The organism is Corynebacterium jeikeium, assembly GCF_028609885.1.
Classification (GTDB): Bacteria; Actinomycetota; Actinomycetes; order Mycobacteriales; family Mycobacteriaceae; genus Corynebacterium; species Corynebacterium jeikeium.
In genome coordinates this window covers 279,284-295,393 of the sequence record NZ_CP063195.1, presented here as the reverse complement: position 1 = coordinate 295,393, position 16,110 = coordinate 279,284, and the positions used below count along the sequence as shown (strand labels likewise).

Here is a 16,110-nt window from a genome sequence, read left to right as displayed (position 1 = left end):
CCGCTGGTTAGCTGGCCGCTTCATCTACCTGGCCGTTCCGGCTGGTCAGCTAGCCGTTGCTTATCCGGCTGGCTGCTGGATGGCCACAGATCGGTCAAGTCCGGTGTAGTGGTGTAGCCGTTTGTGCTTTCGGCTCGATATGAAGTTCGGGGCTTGGTTAGGCGGTTAGCTGGTGGTGGTCGTCACGATGTTCTCCTGGGTGGTGCATGAGGTGCTTGGTGTGTTCGAGTGCGGTCAGTGACATGTAGCGTTTTTGTTGGATCCAATCGTCGTGTTGCTCGGCTAGGACCGCACCGACAAGCCGGATGATGGATTCACGGTTTGGGAAAATGCCGACGACGTCGGTGCGCCGGCGGATCTCTCGGTTTAACCGTTCTGTGGGGTTGTTTGACCACACCTTCGTCCAGACTGGTTTCGGCACTGCGGTAAACGCCAGTACTTCATCGAGTGATTCCTCCAAATACGCCGCGACGTGAGGGAATTTCGGCTCCAGTAGGTCGACAACTTCGCGGGCTTGAGCCCAAGTGGATGTGGCGTCAGGTTGCTGGAAGATTGTCTGGAACATCGCAGAGACCATCGGCCATTGTGTTTTCGGGACCTTTTCGTAGAGGTTCTTCGCGAAATGGGTGCGGCACCGCTGCCACGACGCATTGGGCAGCACTTCGGAAATGGCGTGCTGGATGCCTTCGTGGGCATCACTGGTGATAAGGAATACCCCAGTAAGTCCGCGGGCTTTTAAGTCCTGGAAGAAGCCTTTCCACGACGCGTTGGATTCCGCGGTGGCGACGTGCATGCCGAGCATTTCGCGATACCCGTCGGCGTTGACTCCGGTGGCAAGCAGCACTGAGCATTTGACCACCCGGCCGCCTTCACGGACTTTGATCGTGAGCGCATCGCACGATAAAAAGGCGTACCCGCCGGGGTCTAGTGGGCGGTTTTTGAAGTCTGCGACCATGTCGTCGAGTTCTTCTGACATGCGTGAGACTTGCGATTTCGACATGCTGGAAATCCCAAGTGTAGCCACCAGATCATTCATCCTGCGGGTGGAAACCCCCTTAAGGTAGCACGTGGCGATCACAGTCGATAAGGCTCGTTCTGCTCGTGAGCGGCGCTCTAACAGCCAGTCTGGGAAGAACGCGCCGTGGCGCAGTTTCGGCACCGCCACGTCGATCGTGCCGACACGGGTGTCAAGGTCGCGGTGGCGATACCCGTTGCGGTGGTTGACCCGCTCGGTGGATACAACCCCGTATTCGGCGCCGCAGACGGTGTCAGCCTGGGCGGAGAGGATCTGGTTGATAAACCCTTGCAGCATCTGGCGCATCAAATCCGGAGACGCTTGGGCCAGCAAATCATCCAGATAGGTTGTCGGGTCGATAGAATACGGTGCAGCGGTCATCGTCATAGGCCTTTCGGTGAGATGTGGTAGTTGAGTTGAAAGGCTAACTGGCGGTGGCCGCCCACTACTTTCCGGGATCCACCATCAGCAAGCGTTACACCACACTAAGGGACGCAACCCACAGATCCGCCGCGTACCCGCCGCGTCAGTGACTTTTCGAAGTCCCGGCGCGGCGCTTTTGCTTTTCCAAGCCAATTCAGCCCCCTCCAGCGCCAAATTTCGGCCAAATCTCCCCTTAATGTCGCTAGAACGGGGAATACGTACGTCATCGGCCCGCCGAACAACCCCCTCCGGCTCCAAATGTCGTCCAAATGTCACTCAAATGTCGCTAGAACGGGAATACGCAAGCTCTCAGCGCGGAGCCGGAAAATTTAAAACGCTCTGACCTGCGAGTTTTGACTAATGCAAATTATTACCTTTAACGTATTCCCGTTTTAGCGACATTTACCCCCTCAAAGCCCTTAATTACCGGCCTTCTAGCCCTGGCTACAGCCCTCTAAATACTGTCCGCACATCATCCGCACGAACTCCGTCCGCAGACCACCCGCTCGAATTCTGCAAAAACATCAGCCGGGTCCAGAGACTCGAGAATCCGGGCATTCGCCGGGCGATCCCAGTACGGACCGCGAGCCTCTGCTGCCCCACTGGTCGCAGCTCCTTCACCGACGGGAACCTCTGCAACCCGGTCGGCCACGGTGGTGCCGCGCATGAGGGAAGAGTCTGCCTCGACGTCCACGGTGGCGTCATAAAAGGAACAAGGGACGCGCCGCAGCATCACCATGGCTGCGGCGAGGTCGTGGATCTGCGCGCAATAGCCCACGCCGACCGACTGGTGGAATTCGAAGTAGAAGCGGAGGGCGTCGCCGAGGAGGGCGGCCAGCTCAGGGCGCGTGGGGCGCAGTGCCTGTTGCCACCTGTGTAAACGTTCGGGGTAGAGAAGGACTTGCTCGGTAACGTTGAGCGGACAGATCGTCGGCAGCGGGCGGGTGGAGGCGGGAGCATCGGCGGACGCAGGAGTGGTGGCGGGAGCGGCGAAAACTTCCTTCAGCGCGTGGGGGTCGACCCAGGCATTCCACTCAGCCGTCGGTGTTGTGTTGCCGGGGTAATTAAAGGCACCGGTCATCAGGGTGATCTCGGCACCAGCCGCGCCACCTCTAGCCGTGCCACCCCCAGCCTCGCTTTCCCGATTGCCGCCCAAAGCCTCCGGCGCATGCCGCAGCGCCCAGGCGAGGTTCGTAGCCGGACCGGCAATCAGAATGTGCGACGCCCCACGCCACGCATCCACCGCTGCCTGCGCGCTCTCAACTGCGCCTGTCACAACCCCCTTATCCAGAGGTAAATAATAGCCTAAACCTTTTTCTCCATGGGTTTCCGGAGTCGTCGTCAATGGAACTTCCATCGGCGACCGCGCTCCCGCCACCACGGGCACCTCCCCCACCCCGGCAAGCCGCAGAACCTCCATGGAATTCACGGCTGCCTGCCGTGCGGTTGTATTCCCCGCGCTGGTCGTGACCACTAAATCAATCTCCCCGGCGGAATGCAGACCAGCCAGATAGATCAGCGCCAGGCTGTCGTCAATCCCCGTATCTACATCCGCAACAACGCGCGGTTTATCTGCTTTCGCCGAGTTAATATCTTGACTCATCGAAGTCCGAAAATCTTTCATTATTGTTTAGTTAATAGGGTTTAAGTCTTATACAATGAAGCCTATGGCCCACGACAATGGAAGCTCGCGAGAAGCTTCAAATAATTACCCACGTGGCACCGCAGCTACTCACTCAAAAGAATCACTCTCTCCCAAAGCTGCGGCCCGTCGCGCAGATATCCTAGATGCCGCCCGCAAGGTGTTCACTACCGATGGTTACCACCACACTAAGCTGACGAAGATTGCGGAGGTGGCCGGCTGTTCTGTCGGCACCCTATACACGTATTTCGAGGACCGCCAGGACCTCCTCATGAACGTGCTAGCCAGCGTCGAGAAAGATCTGAACCCCACGCTCGACGATAGCTTGCTAAGCATTGATGACGCCCGCGCTACGGTGATCCACAGCAACCGTGAGTTCGTGCGCTTCTACGCGAACAACGCAGGGGCTATGAACCTGGTTGCGCAATCTTCCCAGTTCAGCCCGGAACTCGCGGATCGTCAGATGCAGATCGCTAAGCAGATGGTTGGCCGCAACCGCCGGATGCTGGAGGCGATGATTGCTAAAAGCATGATTCCGCCGCTGGAGGATGTGGAGTACACCGCTGCCGCTATTGCTGCGATGTTCACCCGCTTCTGCCATGCCACTTTTATTCAGGGCTTCTACGAGGTCACCGATGAAAACCGTGACGAGATTGTGGAGCGCACGATCAAGACTCTGAGCCTCATGACTTTCCGCATGGTCGGCATGGAGGACACGAAACCCGGGGAGCTATAAGGCAAACCCGGCGCCCCCCTAGCCGGAATCCCCTAGCCGGCGCCGTCTCTAACGATAGCGGCGCAGCGGGCGGCTCCCCGATGCGTCCGGAATGTCCAGGTGCGCGTGTTCATTAAAGCTCAGAAGCTGGGCTTTGCCCACACTCCGGACGCTAAACACACTCACCGAGGCGGTGAAGATGTTGTTAATCAGCCGCGTCCAATCGGCACCGATGAGCTCCGCCGCGCATATGGAGATCGGCCCGCCGGAAGTAACTACCACAACTGGTTGATCGCCCATGGCAAGGGACATGGCGTCCGAAAAACCGTGCTCTACCTGCGCGGCGAAGGAGTCGAATGCCGGGGTAAAGCGCCACTCTCGTAAGGCGGTGTCAATAGCACGGCCGAGCAGGCGGTTGTGCTCCTTCATTCCCCCAGGGGTGTCGCGCGCAGCTTCGTAGGCCCGGCGGATCTCCGCGAGCTTGTCGGGGTGGGCGCGAAAATACGGGGCCAGCACGTCGTCGGAACTAAACTCGCGCCACTGCTCCACAGTGCGGATACCCTGCGGCTCCAGGCCAGCGGCCTTCAGTTCCGCGTGAACGCCTTCGGCAGTGCTGAGCTGCCTCCCCAGCGGACCAGACAACACCACCGGTCGCGCCGCACTCTCCCCCGCCCCACCAATGCGCACAGCCAAGCTGCGTCCGGTCGCTACAGCCTGCTCGTGCCCGAGGGGTGTCAGGCGGTCGTAGGTTTCCTCCATCGCGCCGTCTGCGACATCGCTGGTGTGCAAGCCGCCAGAGTTCGCCTGCCCATGGCGAACCAGGTACAAAATCCCCATTTTCTAGAACTCCAAACTTTTCTAAGACCTCAGGCCAGTCTCCCTCACTCACACCCGAATGTCTTTAGTTTTGCGATCCTTCACATTTGCAGCCCACCACCTGCTTATGATGCAAGTCACAGCTCAAGCTCAATCCCAACTCCCATACCAACCCTCGCAAAGGACCCCTGAATGAGTAAGTACAATTACGCCGGCCTGACCGTCATTGTCACCGGCGGTACCCGCGGCATCGGGCACGCCACCGCGCTGCAGCTCGCGGCCAGTGGCGCGAACGTGGTCATCACCGGCCGTAAGCCAGAAACCGTCGGCCCCGCCGCCGAGGAACTGCAGGCAGCCGCCCGGAAACAAAACCCCGACGCTGGCCGCGTGATCGGCATCGCCGCCCACGTTGCGGACCCGGAGGCAGCGAAGAAGGCCTGCACCCAAGCGGTCGAGGAATTCGGTCGTCTAGATGTACTCATCAACAACGCGGGCACGAACCCCGCCTTCGGCCCCGTGCACAAGCAGTCCGCGGAAATCATGACGAAGGTTTTCCAGATCAACACCATCGGGCCAGTCATCTGGACCAGCGCCGCCATCGAGGCAGGCCTCGGTAAGGCTGCCGACACTGCCGGCACTGGCAGCGCTGACCGCGGCCCCGCCGGCGCAGTCGTGAACGTCTCCAGCATCGGCGCCCTAACCATGGAGGACTACATCGGCCTGTATAACGCCTCCAAGGCCGCCCTGCTACACCTGACCAAGCAGATGGCTCGCGAACTGGCGCCACGCATCCGCGTAAACAGCGTCTCCCCCGGCGTAGTGCGCACCAAGCTCTCGGAGGCGCTGTGGAAGGAAAACGAAGACTCCACTTCCACTCTGATCCCCGCTGGCCGCATCGGCGAGCCCGAAGACATCGCCGACGCCATCGCCTTCCTGGCCGCACCCACCAGCTCCTGGCTCACCGGCGAGAACCTCGTAGTCGACGGCGGAATGCTCGTGGGCAACAAGACCATCGACGTGACTACCCCCGGAAAGTCCGGCGCTGCTGATAAGCCCGCTGGCGGACAATCTGGCGTCGAAAGGTAAGAAAACAGTGGACTTCCAGCACAGCGAACGGTCCTTGGAATACCAAGGCAAGCTCACCGAATTCATGGACGAGTGCATCTACCCGGCCGAGGCCGTGTACGAGCAACAGATGCGCGAATCCGGCGACCCGCACCACTTCCCCGCCATTCTCGATGATTTGAAGGCCGAGGCGAAGAAGCGCGGCCTGTGGAACCTCTTCCACCCTCACCTCGGAACTGGCGGCGCTGGTGGCACTGGTAACAATGGCAGCGCTGGCGGAGACAGCAACCGCCCGGGCCTGACGAATGCCGAATACGCGCCCCTGGCGGAGATCATGGGCCGCTCCATGCACCTGGCCCCCGAGGCCTGCAACTGCAACGCCCCGGACACCGGCAACATGGAGGTCTTCGAGCTCTACGGCACAGACGAGCACCGGGAGAAGTACCTGGAACCGCTACTCAACGGCGAAATCCGCTCCGCGTTTGCCATGACGGAGCCGGGCGTAGCCTCCAGCGATGCCACCAACGTGCGCATGAGCATGGAACGCACCGACGGCGGCTACGTGCTGAACGGCCGCAAGTGGTTTACCTCCAACGGCATGCACCCGCACCTGAAGGTCATGATTGTGATGGGCAAGACCAGCCCGGATGCGGAGATCCACCGCCAGCAGTCCATGCTCGCCGTGCCCGCGGACGCGCCCGGCGTGACAATCGTGCGGAACCTGCCGGTGTTCGGCTACCACGACCGCGAAGGCCACGCGGAGGTCCACTTCAAGGACGTTTTCGTGCCGGATAAGGACATCCTCGGCGGCGAGGGCATGGGCTTTAAGATCTCCCAGGATCGCCTGGGGCCGGGCCGCATCCACCACTGCATGCGCGCCATCGGAATGGCCGAACGTGCCCTGGAGCTCATGTGCACCCGCGCCCTATCCCGCACCGCCTTCGGCAAGCCTTTGGCCAGCCGTGACAATATCCGCGATCAGATTGCCCAGGCCCGCATCGACATCGAGCAGGCTCGCCTGCTGACCATGAAGGCCGCCTGGATGATGGACACCGTTGGAAACAAGGCTGCCCGCCAGGAGATCGCCGCCATCAAGGTGGCCGCCCCGGCGATGGCGCTGCGCATCGTTGATCAAGCGATTCAGGTGCACGGCGGGGAGGGCGTCACCGACGACACTCCCCTGGCCGCCATGTGGGCGGGCCTGCGCACTCTGCGCCTAGCCGATGGCCCGGATGAGGTCCACCGCATGACCATCGCCCGAGCAGAATTGAGGAAGTACCGTGACAAGTAACTCTAGCTCTTTTTCTGACGCCCACCTGGCCAGCTGGCTGCACGACGTAGCCGGACTGGAAGGCGGCGCGGACGGCATCTCCCTGCAGCGGATCGGCGCAGGGCAATCGAACCTGACCTACCTGGCCACAGATTCCCAGGGCAAGCGTGTGGTCGTGCGCCGTCCGCCCCTGGGCAAACTAACCGCCAGCGCCCACGACGTTGTCCGCGAGGGCAAGATCATGGCAGCGCTGGAAAACACGGATGTTCCGGTGCCGAAGATCTACGGAAGCTCGACCGACTGGGAGGAAAACCGCGAAGAGCAGGTAGCCGACGTGCCGGTGATCGCCATGTCCGCTATCGACGGGGTGACCGTCAACTCCATGAAGGTTGCGGACAGCATTACGCCCGAGGTGCGCGGCAAGATCGCCGACGGGCTGATCGACTCGATGGCGGCGATCCACAGTGTCGATCTGAAGTCGGTTGGTTTGGACGACTTGGCGTCGCATAAGCCCTACGCCCCACGGCAGCTACGGCGCTGGACGGGGCAATGGGACAAGACGAAGACGCGTGAACTTCCCGCGCTCGACGAGCTGACGAAGCTGCTGGTGGCGAAGATCCCCGAGCAGGATGAGACCGTGCTGGTGCACGGCGACCTACACATCGGCAACGTTATCGCGGACCCGGCGACCGGGAAGATCAACGCGGTTGTGGACTGGGAGCTGACGACACTCGGCGACCCGCTGGCGGATATCGGCTCCCTCTTGGCCTATTGGCCGGTGAAGAACGGCCTGCAGCTGCCCGGCTTCGAGGCCGCGCTGGCCGAGGGCTTCCCCGCCCCCGAGGCTCTGGCGGAGCGCTACCTGCAGAAGACGGGCAAGACCTCCGACCGCGAGCGGCAGGCGCTGGCCTACTGGCACGTCCTGGGTCTGTGGAAGGTGGCGATCATCGTCGAGGGTGTGGTCCGCCGAGTGATGAACAACCCCTCCAACCAGGCGATTTCCGGAGCTCCGACCCAGGAGATGGTGGAGTGGATCGTCAACCAGGCAGCTATCACCGCCCGCGAGTACGGTTTTTAGTCCACCATCAGGGACTCGTCATCGCTGGCCAGTAACCGGCCAGCGTTCTTGCCGAGCATGAGGGTGTAGATCTGCTCGATGTGGATCAGCACCGCCATCTTCGGTGGGTTGTGCCCCTTTTCCTCGGCGAACTTCACCGCCGCGTCCCACACCGGCCCTTCGTGGAACAGTTCTGCTGGACCGATAAACCGGTACCCGTCTAGCTCTGCCCAATCCACGACCGCCACAGCGGCCTTTGAACCGGCCCGTAGGTTTTCCAGGTGTTGCCGGCCGGTGTTTTCGTTATAGATCAACGTTTCGTCATCCCACACGCGCAGGCTGCGTTTCGGACCAATGTCCGGCAGCAGCGTTTCACCATCGGTGACAGTTGCCAGGTAGGGCAGCTGTGCATCGATCATGTCTTTCATTTCTTGGGTTAGCTTCGCCATGAGCTCTGTCCTTTCTTTTTCTGGTTTTCTCTGGCGGTTTTTCCGCACCGCGCTGTCGGTCGCGCGATGTGAAGTTGGCTACACCAGGCACCCTACACAAAAGTTCAATACATTGTTGTTGTAAAGTTCGTGTCATTGAACTTTTGGAGCTAGTTTTATGGATATTCACCCCAACGAACAACCAGCTCCAACTAGCAACAAGCTGTAAAGGACCTCTCCCCCAATGCAACCAATCGCGGTCTCGCAGCCGCGCATCGTCTACTTCTCCTCTGCCTCCGAAAACACCCGCCGATTCGTCGACAAGTTGGACATTCCCGCCCGCCGCATCCCCTTGCGGCGCAAGGAGCCGGAGCTCATCGTCGACGAGCCCTATGTGCTCATCACCCCAACCTATGGCGGAGGCGACCCGCGGAAGGCGGTGCCCAGGCAAGTCATCACCTTCCTCAACAATTCACATAACCGCTCTCTCATCAGGGGTGTGATCACCAGCGGAAACAGGAATTTCGGTACGGCATACTGCTGCGCTGGACCAACAATCGCCGCCAAGTGCCAGGTGCCGGAGCTCTATCGCTTTGAATTGCTCGGCACAGCCCGCGATGTTGCCCGTGTTCGGGAAGGCATCCGGGAGTTCTGGGATCGGACTGGCGGGAAGATGTGGCGTCCATAAGACAGAGCAATAAGACACAAGCAGAACGACACGATCGAGAAGAATCAGAAAGGAAACAATGAGCTACCTCATGCGCTCCCAAACCCCACCCCAATGGCCGCACGACCCCGCCCGGCCACTGCGGCCGGTGAATTGGAACCGGCTGGACGACCAGAAGGACCTGGAGATCTGGCAGCGGCTGACCAGCAATTTCTGGCTGCCAGAGAAAGTACCGCTGTCCAACGACCTGCCAACCTGGAACGCACTGACGGACGCAGAACGCGAGCTGACCACCAAGGTATTCACCGGGCTCACGCTGCTGGATACTGTGCAGGCGACCGTTGGTGAGATCAGCCAGATCCCGGATGCCCGCACCGAACACGAACAAGCGGTCTACGCAAACATCGCCTTTATGCAGGCCGTTCACGCGCGCAGCTACAGCAGTGTGTTCAGCACGATGTGCAGCAGCGAGGAAATCAACGCCGCCTATACCTGGGCCATCGGTAACCCAGCCCTGCAGCGCCGAGCGACGGCAGTGATGCAGCACTACTACGGGGACGACCCACTCAAGCGGAAGGTCGCCGCCACGCTACTGTCCTCCCTGCTGCTGTACGCCGGGTTCTACCTACCGCTTTGGTTTAGCTGCCGGGGCACGCTGATGAATACAGCCGACATGATCCGGTTGATCCTGCGGGACAAGGCCGTCCACGGGTACTACTCGGGATACAAATTCCAGCGAGGGCTGGAGGCCCACCCGGAGCGCTCGGCGGAACTCGAGGAGTTCACGTTCGCGCTAGTGGAGGAACTTCTGGAGCTGGAGAAGGAGTATTCCGGAGACCTGTACGGCGGGACCCTACCCGACGAGAAATCGTTGATCGACGGCGTGATGGCCTTCGTGCACTACAACGCGGATAAGGCGCTGATGAATCTGGGGTATCCGCCGCAATACGAAGAAGAAGCGGCGAAAACGGAGCCGGAAATCATCGCCGCCCTGGCGCCGGATTCCAACGAAACGCACGACTTCTTTAGCGGCTCCGGATCCTCCTACGTGATCGGGCGGGCGGAATCAACGGAGGAGGACGACTGGGATTTCTAGCGCTGCTAGGCCTTAGCTGCCACGGGCACGTTCTTCAGATCCTTGCGCAGGATCTTGCCCGTGCTGGACTTCGGGATCGCGTCAATAAACTCGACCATGCGGATCTTCTTGTACGGGGTCACGCGCTCGGCAACCCACTCCATGAGCGCCTCCGCGCTCACGGCCGGGTCGTTCGGGTCCACGCCCTGCTGCAGCACCAGGAATGCACGCGGCAGCTCTTCGCCGTCCGATTCGCGCAGGTAACCAACCACGGCCGCATCGGCAATGGCCTCGTGCGTCATCAGCAGCGCTTCCAGCTCGGCCGGGGCAACCTGGTAGCCCTTGTACTTGATCAGTTCCTTCATGCGGTCGACCACGTAGGCGTTGCCCAGGTGGTCTAGGTTTGCGATGTCGCCGGTGCGCAGCCATCCGTCGGGGGTGATGGTGTTGGCGGTGGCTTCCTCGTTGTTGAGGTAACCGAGCATCACCTGCGGGCCGCGCACCCACATTTCACCTTCGATGGAACGCTCGCCCTCGTTCGCGGGCGGGTGGATCTCCGCGAGGTCTTCTGTCGTGATGTCCACGATCTTCACCTCCGTGTTGGAGACCGGCAGGCCGATGGAATCCAGTGGCGTAACTCCGACGTCGCTCACGCTGGTGACGGGGCTGGTTTCCGTCATGCCGAAGCCCTGCAGGATGCGCACGCCCAGGCGGTTGGCTACCGCGTTTGCAAGCTGCCCATCCAGGGCCGCCGCGCCGGAAAGTACGGTCTCCAGGGAGCCGATGTCGAACTTGTCCACCAGCGGGTGCTTGGCCAGCGCCACGGCGATCGGCGGGGCGATGAAGGTAAACGTGATGCCGTGCTTCTGATGTGCCGCCAGGAACTTCTCCAGGTCGAAGCTGGGCATGGTCACCACGTGGGCGCGCACGTACAGGCAGGAGTTCAGCAGGACATTCATGCCGTAGATGTGGAAGAACGGCAGCACGCACATCACCACGGAGTCGCGGTCCAGGCCGTTGGGGCCGAGCCGCACGCCGATCTGCAGAATGTTCGCCACGAGGTTGCGGTGGCTCAACCGCACGCCCTTCGGCACGCCCGTGGTGCCCGACGAGTACGGCAGCACCGCCACGTGGGTCGCCGGGTCGATGGTGACTTCGGGCGCGGGGCGGCCCTCCCTCACGAGCGCCTTGAGGCCAGTTGCTTCGTCGGTGAGGTCGATGATGTTGCTCGGGTCGATCCCTGCCTCTTCTGCACCTAGGACGCCCGCTTCCCCCAGCAGCTTGGTCGTCAGCACAAACGTCGCACCAGAGTCCTTAAGCTGTTTTGCCACGTCGTGAGCGTTCAGTAGTGACCCCAAGGTAGTAACAGTTGCCCCGGCGCGGAGAATGCCGTGGAAGGCGACCGCGAAGGCGAGGCTGTTCGGGCAGTGCAGCCCGACGACTACGCCTGGCTTGACTCCGCGGTCGGCCAGGGCGCCCGCGAAGGCGTCAATAAGAGCCTTGAGTTCCCCGTAGGTGGTTTGCGATCCCGTGGCGTCGTCCGTGATGGCGATGCGACCGAGGTCTTCTTCGGCGATGTTGCCGAAAAGTACGTCGTAGATTGTGCTGTTCGGAATGTCGATTTCCTGCTGTGGGCTCTGGATCGGCATAGTTTCACTCCTCGTAGCCGGGGCTTGCGTTTGCAAATTTAAGACAAACCTTAAGCGAGTGACGTGCATCACGTTGTCGAACAAGTATTTTCCTTTTAAAAATATTCAGATCTTTCCGGCGTTCACCCCCGTAGCTCCTCAGTAGACTCGAGGTCATGCAGGATAATCGCGCTCACCTCAAGCCTCTCCCCGTACCACCGCTGGATGCCACGCTGCCCGCGCTCCGCCATGCGGTCTCTGCCGTCGCGGATGCCGATATGCTGGCCGCCACGGAGCGAGCCATCGAGGACTTCCAAGCCAACCAGGGCCCCGCCCTGCAGTCCGCCCTGGAGGCCTTCGCCGCCGACCGCGACGCCGCGAACAGCAGCTGGCTGGCAGACCGCTGGCTCCGCGATTACCTGACCGTTCGCACGCCGTTACAGACCACCTCCAACGTGGGCTTCCAGATCAACCTGCGCACGGGGACCTCTGGGTTGGATCGTGCCGTGGACATCCTGCGCGCCCTGGCGCTGGTGCACCTGAAGCAGGCCGATGGTTCGATGCCGGAGGAGGTCGACGGCCGCGGCAATCCGCTGGACGCCAACCAGTGGCGCTGCTTCAACGGCGCGCTGCGCATCCCCCGCCCAGACTGCGATGAGGTCACCTTCAGCGAGCTCGGCACCGCATCCCGCAGCATCGGCGTGATCGTGGATGGCCACGTGTTCGACCTGCGCATCACGGACGAGCAGGGGCGCCTAGCCTCTCGGGAGCAGCTGCGCGCCACCTTGGAGGTGCTGCGTACTAACTCCGACACCGCCGGGAGCGCCGCCAGCACCGGCGAGACTGCCGAGCCCGCCCTCGACGCCCGCCTTTCCTACCTCGGCTCCGCGGCCCTGGCCGAGCTCCCGCTCCCCGCGGAGACTCAAGCCACCCTGCGCGATCAACTTTTCGCGCTGCACCTGATCGACGATGCGCAGGCCACCGAGGCCGACCTGCTGCGCGACCTCACTTTCGCCCCCGGCCACGCCTGGGTGTACAAGCCGCTGACGTATGAAATCAACCTGGCCAGCAATTTTGCGGCCATACACGTGGAGCATTCGACGGTCGATGGAGCCACGCTCGTGGAGGCGGTGCGCCGGGTGCAGGAGGCTGTGGATAGTGACGCCCCTACGGCCGCAAACGCCGACGCGGATGCCACCCCAGCCGATGTCGCCCCGCTGGAGCTATCCCCGGTTGCGCCTGCCGCCTCCATCCCCACCGGCGACGAATACGCCGTAGAAATCATCGAGGTGCCGAAACTGGCGAAGGAGGAGCTGCCTTTCAAGTTCAGCGCCGATGCGATGAGCCAGCTGATTCTCTCCATCGCTCAACAGCTGACCTTCGGCCGCATCCGTGCGGTGTACGAGGCCGTGGATATGCGCGAGTACAAGGCCGGCCGCACGGAATGCCTGCGCGCGGTCACCCCGGAGGCCGTGGCTTTCTCTAAGCAGCTCGTTGCCGGCAAGCCGACCGTCGAGGCCCTGCAGGAGGCACTGAATGCCCACCGCAATTGGGTGATTGGCTGCAAGACTGGTCGTGGCATCGATCGCCACCTGTGGGCGCTGTCTTTCACCTCGGAGAAGCAGTCCGGCGCTCCCCTGGCGCTGCTGGCGGATCCGGGCGTCAAAGCCGCCCGCACGGACTTCCTGTCCACCACCTCAATCGGCAGCGATGCACACATCATCCGCTATGTTTTCGCCCCCACCATCCCCAATGGTTTCGGCGTGAACTACACGCCGAAGGCCACCAGCATCGAGTACTGCCTGACCTTCAGCCGCGACAAGGCGGAGCAGCCGGAGCAGTTCCAGGCCAACCTCACCCGGGCGGCGGAGTTGCTGGCCGACTTCCTGCGCGCGCTCTAGCGCGCTCTAGCGCAGCGCCCTAGCCCTGCCCTAGCTCTCCGCGACGTCGTTGATGACGATGGTCTGGTCGCGGCCCGGGCCCACGCCAATGTAGGAGATCCGGCAGCCGGACAGCTCTTCCAGACGCTTGACGTAATCCTGCGCCTTCTGCGGCAGCTCCTCGAAGGTCTTGCAGTCGGTGATGTCCTCGTCCCACGCGGGCATGGTCTCGTAGATCGGGGTTGCGTGGTGGAACTCGGTCTGCGTCATCGGCATCTCGTCGTGGCGCACACCGTCCACGTCGTAGGCTACACAGATCGGGATTTCGCCGATGCCAGTCAGCACGTCCAGCTTCGTCAGGAAGTAGTCGGTGAAGCCGTTCACGCGGGAGGCGTAGCGGGCGATCACGGAGTCATACCAGCCGCAGCGGCGCTTGCGCCCGGTGTTCACGCCAACCTCGCCGCCGGTGGTCTGCAGGAACTCGCCCCACTTGTCGAACAGCTCCGTTGGGAACGGGCCCGCACCCACACGGGTGGTGTAGGCCTTGATGATGCCCAGCGATGCGGTAATGCGCGTCGGACCAATGCCCGTGCCCACGCATGCGCCGCCAGTGGTGGGGTTAGAGGAAGTCACGAAGGGATACGTGCCGTGGTCCACGTCTAGCATCGTGGCCTGGCCGCCCTCCATCAGCACAGACTTACCGGCGTCCAGAGCTTGGTTCAGCTCCGTCGACACATCGATCAACATCGGCTTGAGGCGATCGGCGTAGGAGAGGAAGTATTCCACGACCTCGTCCACGTCGACGGCGCGACGGTTGTAGATCTTCACCAGGATCTGGTTCTTCTGATCCAGTGCGGATTCGATTTTCTGGCGCAGGATGGATTCGTCCAGCAGGTCCTGGGCGCGGATGCCCACGCGGGAGACCTTGTCTGCGTAGGTCGGGCCGATGCCGCGGCCGGTGGTGCCGATGGCGCGCTTGCCCAGGAAGCGCTCGGCCACGCGGTCGATGGCCACGTGGTAGGGCGCCACCAGCTGCGCGTTGGCGGAAACGCGCAGGCGGGAGGCGTTTGCGCCGCGAGCCTCCAGCCCGTCGATCTCCTCGAACAGTGCCTCCAGGTTCACCACGCAGCCGTTGCCGATGATGGGCGTGGCGTTTTCGGAAAGCACACCTGCGGGCAGCAGCTTGAGTTCGTACTTTTCGCCGCCGACGACGACGGTGTGGCCGGCGTTGTTGCCGCCGTTGGGCTTGACTACGTAATCGACCTTCCCGCCCAGAATGTCGGTAGCTTTGCCCTTACCTTCGTCGCCCCACTGGGCGCCTACGACGATGATCGATGCCATGGAAACTAAAACACGTCCTCTGCGTTGGTACTTCTGTACTCATGGGTGTAGCCCCGCGCCATGCATTCACTGCATCTTCTGTCGCTGCTGTAGCTTCAGTTAGAAATCGGGCGGGGCACCTAGACGTTTCTCCATTCTAGTACCTCGCCGGTGCTTGTGGCACGGCTATGGTGGGTTTCTATGTTGTTTATGTTGCGTTGCGATGTTCCCGCCAGCGATCGGCTGCGCGATCCTGTACTGCCGGGCGAGGCCGTGGAGTGCCTCGATCTGTCCGCTGTGCCGAAGCGCAAGGAGCTGCGTTTCCTGGATGATCTGGAGCGGTTCGTGGTAGGTTCCACTCCGTCGCTGGAGGAGATGATGCAGCGCCCCGACGCTCCCCACTTGGGCGCCCCGCAGCCGGATCCGCACGAGGTCAGCGAGCGCGTGCGCGTGATCGTGCAGGGTAGCGACGCTGCTCTGGCCGCCGTGGTTTCCAAGTTGATGCGCATCGATGCCCTGTGGGTTGAGGTCGGTTTTATCCCTTCTGGTTCTTCGGCGGTTGCTCTTTCGTGGGGTCTGGACGCCACCTTCTCCCCCGCCGAACACCTCACCTTCGCGCTGGCTTCCCCGGCTGTGCCGACTCCGGTGATTCGCGACGACCATGGCGTGGTGACGTTGGGAGCGGCGGAGGTCACCGGGCCGGTTAACCCGGCTGGCTCGGCGGATTCAGAAGGCGCGGCAAGCTCGGCGAGTGCATCCGAAAATGCGACGGAGATGATCGGCGAGGTGATCGTCGATTCCGAGATCCTGTATGAGCAGGCAAAGGCGGGCACCAGCGATTTCAACAATGGTGTGCGCCTGGTTCCCACCCCGGATGCTCCGGGTTTGGCTGCGGTGCAGCGTCCGCCGTTGCCCCGTAAGGGTTGGTTTGGGCGCATAAAGAAGCCCCGCAGTACCGTCTCTCCGACGGTGCTGCGGGGGCGGGCCTTACAGGCCGGTGGGGTGGATCTGGCGGTTACCCGTGATGGGGTGCGCCATCCCCGCCCGTTGAAGTCGGTGACGTTTTACCGCCACCTGCGGGATGGACAGTTCGTGCGCAATTAAGCGCG

Annotated in this window: 14 protein-coding genes; 8 read left to right on the top strand and 6 right to left on the bottom strand. The window is 61.9% G+C overall.

The window, feature by feature from the left end; all coding sequences use genetic code 11:
- Positions 1–157 precede the first annotated feature (157 nt).
- Positions 158–1,396: an IS256-like element IS3506 family transposase gene (locus CJEIK_RS01230; protein ID WP_011113078.1), complete on the bottom strand. Its 1,239-nt coding sequence runs from the start codon at positions 1,394–1,396 to the stop codon at positions 158–160.
- 514 nt (positions 1,397–1,910) lie between these two features.
- Complete coding sequence (locus CJEIK_RS01225) at positions 1,911–3,062, bottom strand: nucleoside hydrolase (RefSeq protein WP_005296983.1); 1,152 nt, start codon at positions 3,060–3,062, stop codon at positions 1,911–1,913.
- A 43-nt stretch (positions 3,063–3,105) separates the two neighbouring features.
- Between CJEIK_RS01225 and CJEIK_RS01220 the strand changes: the two genes are divergently transcribed.
- Positions 3,106–3,816: a TetR/AcrR family transcriptional regulator gene (locus CJEIK_RS01220; RefSeq protein WP_248623878.1), complete on the top strand. Its 711-nt coding sequence runs from the start codon at positions 3,106–3,108 to the stop codon at positions 3,814–3,816.
- Positions 3,817–3,864: 48 nt separating this feature from the next.
- On the opposite strand, the gene CJEIK_RS01215 is transcribed toward CJEIK_RS01220, so the two are convergent.
- The gene (locus CJEIK_RS01215) at positions 3,865–4,632 is read right to left on the bottom strand and encodes a histidine phosphatase family protein (RefSeq protein WP_005296988.1); all 768 of its coding nucleotides are present in this window, start codon (positions 4,630–4,632) and stop codon (positions 3,865–3,867) included.
- Between the two features lie 171 nt (positions 4,633–4,803).
- Here CJEIK_RS01215 and CJEIK_RS01210 point away from each other — a divergent pair, with 171 nt between their 5' ends.
- From CJEIK_RS01210 to CJEIK_RS01200, 3 genes are read left to right on the top strand one after another with little or no spacing between them, the layout of a single operon-like run.
- Positions 4,804–5,697, top strand: a complete 894-nt coding sequence (locus CJEIK_RS01210) for an SDR family oxidoreductase (RefSeq protein WP_005296990.1) — start codon at positions 4,804–4,806, stop codon at positions 5,695–5,697.
- A 7-nt stretch (positions 5,698–5,704) separates the two neighbouring features.
- Complete coding sequence (locus CJEIK_RS01205; RefSeq protein WP_005296994.1) at positions 5,705–6,967, top strand: acyl-CoA dehydrogenase family protein; 1,263 nt, start codon at positions 5,705–5,707, stop codon at positions 6,965–6,967.
- Positions 6,957–8,024: a phosphotransferase family protein gene (locus tag CJEIK_RS01200; RefSeq protein WP_005296996.1), complete on the top strand. Its 1,068-nt coding sequence runs from the start codon at positions 6,957–6,959 to the stop codon at positions 8,022–8,024. The genes CJEIK_RS01205 and CJEIK_RS01200 overlap by 11 nt, the downstream gene beginning before the upstream one ends.
- Here CJEIK_RS01200 and CJEIK_RS01195 read toward each other — a convergent pair.
- The gene (locus tag CJEIK_RS01195; protein ID WP_005296999.1) at positions 8,021–8,452 is read right to left on the bottom strand and encodes a pyridoxamine 5'-phosphate oxidase family protein; all 432 of its coding nucleotides are present in this window, start codon (positions 8,450–8,452) and stop codon (positions 8,021–8,023) included. The genes CJEIK_RS01200 and CJEIK_RS01195 overlap by 4 nt on opposite strands.
- A 223-nt stretch (positions 8,453–8,675) precedes the next feature.
- Here CJEIK_RS01195 and nrdI point away from each other — a divergent pair, with 223 nt between their 5' ends.
- On the top strand, positions 8,676–9,119 hold the full coding sequence (nrdI, locus tag CJEIK_RS01190; protein ID WP_005297002.1) for a class Ib ribonucleoside-diphosphate reductase assembly flavoprotein NrdI: 444 nt from the start codon (positions 8,676–8,678) through the stop codon (positions 9,117–9,119).
- Positions 9,120–9,177: 58 nt separating this feature from the next.
- The gene (gene nrdF, locus CJEIK_RS01185; protein WP_005297005.1) at positions 9,178–10,194 is read left to right on the top strand and encodes a class 1b ribonucleoside-diphosphate reductase subunit beta; all 1,017 of its coding nucleotides are present in this window, start codon (positions 9,178–9,180) and stop codon (positions 10,192–10,194) included.
- A 5-nt stretch (positions 10,195–10,199) separates the two neighbouring features.
- Here the strand turns inward: nrdF and CJEIK_RS01180 are convergent, their stop codons facing one another.
- Positions 10,200–11,822, bottom strand: coding sequence for an AMP-binding protein (locus CJEIK_RS01180; RefSeq protein WP_005297008.1), 1,623 nt, complete (start codon positions 11,820–11,822; stop codon positions 10,200–10,202).
- 155 nt (positions 11,823–11,977) lie between these two features.
- On the opposite strand from CJEIK_RS01180, the gene CJEIK_RS01175 reads away from it, so the two are divergent.
- Positions 11,978–13,702 (top strand): choline/carnitine O-acyltransferase, encoded by a 1,725-nt coding sequence (locus CJEIK_RS01175; protein WP_034965433.1) that lies wholly within the window; start codon positions 11,978–11,980, stop codon positions 13,700–13,702.
- A gap of 30 nt (positions 13,703–13,732) precedes the next feature.
- On the opposite strand, the gene CJEIK_RS01170 is transcribed toward CJEIK_RS01175, so the two are convergent.
- Complete coding sequence (locus CJEIK_RS01170) at positions 13,733–15,022, bottom strand: adenylosuccinate synthase (RefSeq protein WP_005297015.1); 1,290 nt, start codon at positions 15,020–15,022, stop codon at positions 13,733–13,735.
- A gap of 180 nt (positions 15,023–15,202) precedes the next feature.
- Here CJEIK_RS01170 and CJEIK_RS01165 point away from each other — a divergent pair, with 180 nt between their 5' ends.
- Complete coding sequence (locus CJEIK_RS01165) at positions 15,203–16,105, top strand: hypothetical protein (RefSeq protein ID WP_005297017.1); 903 nt, start codon at positions 15,203–15,205, stop codon at positions 16,103–16,105.
- The last annotated feature ends 5 nt before the right edge of the window (positions 16,106–16,110 follow it).

What these genes read in the sequence shown, in the direction of transcription:
- CJEIK_RS01230 (WP_011113078.1), bottom strand. Translation starts at nt 1,396, where the DNA reads ATGACCGCTGCACCGTATTCTATCGACCCGACAACCTATCTGGATGAT.
- CJEIK_RS01225 (WP_005296983.1), bottom strand. Translation starts at nt 3,062, where the DNA reads ATGAAAGATTTTCGGACTTCGATGAGTCAAGATATTAACTCGGCGAAA.
- CJEIK_RS01220 (WP_248623878.1), top strand. Translation starts at nt 3,106, where the DNA reads ATGGCCCACGACAATGGAAGCTCGCGAGAAGCTTCAAATAATTACCCA.
- CJEIK_RS01215 (WP_005296988.1), bottom strand. Translation starts at nt 4,632, where the DNA reads ATGGGGATTTTGTACCTGGTTCGCCATGGGCAGGCGAACTCTGGCGGC.
- CJEIK_RS01210 (WP_005296990.1), top strand. Translation starts at nt 4,804, where the DNA reads ATGAGTAAGTACAATTACGCCGGCCTGACCGTCATTGTCACCGGCGGT.
- CJEIK_RS01195 (WP_005296999.1), bottom strand. Translation starts at nt 8,452, where the DNA reads ATGGCGAAGCTAACCCAAGAAATGAAAGACATGATCGATGCACAGCTG.
- nrdI (WP_005297002.1), top strand. Translation starts at nt 8,676, where the DNA reads ATGCAACCAATCGCGGTCTCGCAGCCGCGCATCGTCTACTTCTCCTCT.
- nrdF (WP_005297005.1), top strand. Translation starts at nt 9,178, where the DNA reads ATGAGCTACCTCATGCGCTCCCAAACCCCACCCCAATGGCCGCACGAC.
- CJEIK_RS01180 (WP_005297008.1), bottom strand. Translation starts at nt 11,822, where the DNA reads ATGCCGATCCAGAGCCCACAGCAGGAAATCGACATTCCGAACAGCACA.
- CJEIK_RS01175 (WP_034965433.1), top strand. Translation starts at nt 11,978, where the DNA reads ATGCAGGATAATCGCGCTCACCTCAAGCCTCTCCCCGTACCACCGCTG.
- CJEIK_RS01170 (WP_005297015.1), bottom strand. Translation starts at nt 15,022, where the DNA reads ATGGCATCGATCATCGTCGTAGGCGCCCAGTGGGGCGACGAAGGTAAG.
- CJEIK_RS01165 (WP_005297017.1), top strand. Translation starts at nt 15,203, where the DNA reads ATGTTGTTTATGTTGCGTTGCGATGTTCCCGCCAGCGATCGGCTGCGC.